Genomic DNA, 655 nt, shown 5'->3' with positions numbered 1-655 from the left:
ACACCATGTATACCAAATCCCTTCATGACCACCTTTGAGACCCATTTTTGGATCATTTATGCCAAATGTTCTCTTAAATCTATTCCAAAAAAACATTTCATTATTTTTCCATTCAAATTTTCCACCACCAACTTTATCCTTTGGGCATTCTATCATGTTAAAATCACCTGCAAAAATCCATTTCACCTTGGGCAAATTATTTGCAAGCCATTCCCATAATTTAGATCTCTCCCTATAATCATTGGGAGCATAAATATTACAGATGCCAATTTCAGCCTCATCACACTTAATGATGACCCAAAGTGCCCTATTACAAGGAGAGACACCATTCACACTAATCATCTTCTCCAAATTGGGATTGATCAAGGTGGCTATGCCTCCCTTACCTTTGTCATGGTTTGAGTAAAAACATTTAGCATTCCCCCAAATGAACTTTAGTGTGTTAAATGCTTGATAACCATTAGCTTTTATTTCTTGTAAACAAACAATATCTTTCCCTTTAATACTATTACACCATCTTCTAGCAATGTATTTCCTATTTGACATTTCTAACCCTCTAACATTCCAAGTATTAATTTGCAACTTCATGGTTAACATAGATAAGGGGGATTATTCTTATACAATCTGGAGAAACAATCTAGCATATCATTTCCCG

1 protein-coding gene is annotated in these 655 nt (G+C 34.8%); it reads right to left on the bottom strand.

Features of this window, described 5'->3' with window-relative positions:
* Positions 1 to 588 (bottom strand): endonuclease/exonuclease/phosphatase family protein (locus tag IE038_RS24080; RefSeq protein WP_189396431.1); only part of this gene is annotated, 588 nt, incomplete at its 3' end.
* Positions 589 to 655: the final 67 nt, after the last annotated feature.

The organism is Pseudomonas laurentiana (assembly GCF_014648275.1).
Lineage (GTDB): Bacteria > Pseudomonadota > Gammaproteobacteria > Pseudomonadales > Pseudomonadaceae > Aquipseudomonas > Aquipseudomonas laurentiana.
This window is presented reverse-complemented; position numbering and strand designations above follow the sequence as displayed.